This window comes from Okeania sp. (assembly GCF_983059655.1).
In genome coordinates this window covers 10,596-12,665 of record NZ_CEZPJD010000155.1, presented here as the reverse complement: position 1 = coordinate 12,665, position 2,070 = coordinate 10,596, and the positions used below count along the sequence as shown (strand labels likewise).

Below are 2,070 nucleotides of genomic sequence, written 5' to 3'. Positions count from 1 at the left end.
GCAAAAGAAATATTTGCCAGAGAGTAAATCATTTATATTTCCTCCACCCTTCTACCACTGAAAATTTTCTAGGCAACTCTATAAATTCTCCGGAAAAATCAAAAATATTGAGATTTTGATGATGTGGGAATGACAAAAATCAAAGAAATATTTGCCAGAGAGTAAATCATTTATATTTCCTCCACCCTTCTACCACTGAAAATTTTCTAGGCAACTCTAGAAATTCTCCGGAAAAATCAACAAGATTGAGATTTTGCTGATGTGGGAATAAAAAAGTTAGACGATCTTTACTTGATAAAAATCTAATCAACTTCTAAGATTAAATCAACCATTCACAAATCAAAAATATGAAATATCCAAAACAACCTTTAAAATATCCCATCACTCACAAAACAGACATAGTAGAAAATTATCACGGTGTTCAAGTTCCCGATCCCTATCGATGGTTAGAAGACCCTAATTCAGAAGAAATTCAAGAATGGGTAAAGGCGCAGAATGAAATTACTTTTAATTATCTTTCAGAAATTTATGAACGAGAAACTATAAAAAAACGACTAACTAAAATCTGGGATTATGAAAAATATAGCGTTCCTTTCAAAGAAGGCGATCGCTACTTCTATTACAAAAATGATGGTTTACAAAATCAAAGTATTTTATACACTTTGCCTACTCTTGATGCTGAACCAAAAGTTTTGATAGACCCTAATAAATTTTCAGAAGATGGAACAGTTGCTCTGTCGGGAATTGCTATTAGTAAAGATGGTAAATTAATTGCTTATGGTATTTCTAAATCTGGTTCAGACTGGCAAGAATGGCGAATAAAAAATATTGAGACGGGAGAAGATTTACCAGATGTTTTGCAATGGATAAAATTTAATGTTCCAGCTTGGACAGATAATAATCAAGGTTTGTTTTATAGTCGCTATGAACAACCAGAAGCAAGAGAATTAGAAGAAACTAATTATTTACAAAAAATTTACTACCATCGTTTAGGTAATGCTCAAAGTGATGATGTACTAATTTATGAAAAACCAGAGCGAAAAGAATGGAGTTTCAATTGTTATGTTACAGAAGATAGTAAGTATTTAGTTATTACAGTTTGGCAAAGTACAGACCGCAAAAATTTGGTTTTTTATCAAGATTTAACTGTAGAAGATGCACCTATAGTAGAACTAATTAGTGAATTTGAAGCTGAATATCGTCTGATAGATAATGATGATAATATCTTTTGGTTTGTCACAGATTTTGATGCTCCGAAAAGACGAGTGATTGCCATTGATATTAATAACCCTCCATCTCCTTCTTTAGTCACAGGAGAAAATCGGGATAAATGGCAAGAAATTATTCCTGAAACAACAGATACATTGAGAGGAGTAGGTACACTTAATAATCAGTTTGTTGCTTTCTATTTAAAAGATGCTCATACTCAGATAAAAATATTTAATCTTGATGGTACTCCAGTCAGAAATGTAGACCTACCCGGAATTGGTTCAGTAGGTGGTTTTAATGGTAAACGTTACGACACAACTACATTTTATAGTTATGTTAGTTTCACAACTCCTTCAACTATTTATCAGTACGATATGGTTAGTGGTGAAAGTAAAATTTATCGCCAACCAACTGTAGATTTTAATCCTGATGAATTTGAAACCAAGCAAATTTTTTATAGTAGTAAAGATGGTAAAAACATTCCTATGTTTATTACTTATAAAAAAGGTCTAAAGCTGGATGGTAATAATCCGACTATTCTTTATGGATATGGTGGATTTAGTATTTCTCTCACTCCAAATTTTTCTATTAGTAGATTAGTCTGGTTGGAGATGGGTGGTGTATATGCAGTTGTCAATATTCGTGGAGGTGGAGAATATGGTGAAGAGTGGCATAAAGCTGGAATAAAACAACAGAAACAAAATGTATTTGATGATTTTATTAGTGCTGCTGAATGGTTGATTAAAAATAACTGGACTTCATCCAAAAAATTAGCTATTACTGGTGCAAGTAATGGTGGTTTATTGGTAGGTGCTTGTATAACTCAAAGACCAGAATTATTTGGTGCAGCTTTACCCGCAG

1 protein-coding gene is annotated in these 2,070 nt (G+C 32.5%); it reads left to right on the top strand.

Annotated elements, in window-relative coordinates:
• Nucleotides 1-347 precede the first annotated feature (347 nt).
• The coding region (locus AC3DU7_RS11150; protein WP_488039421.1) for a prolyl oligopeptidase family serine peptidase at nt 348-2,070 on the top strand (1,723 nt) is incomplete at its 3' end.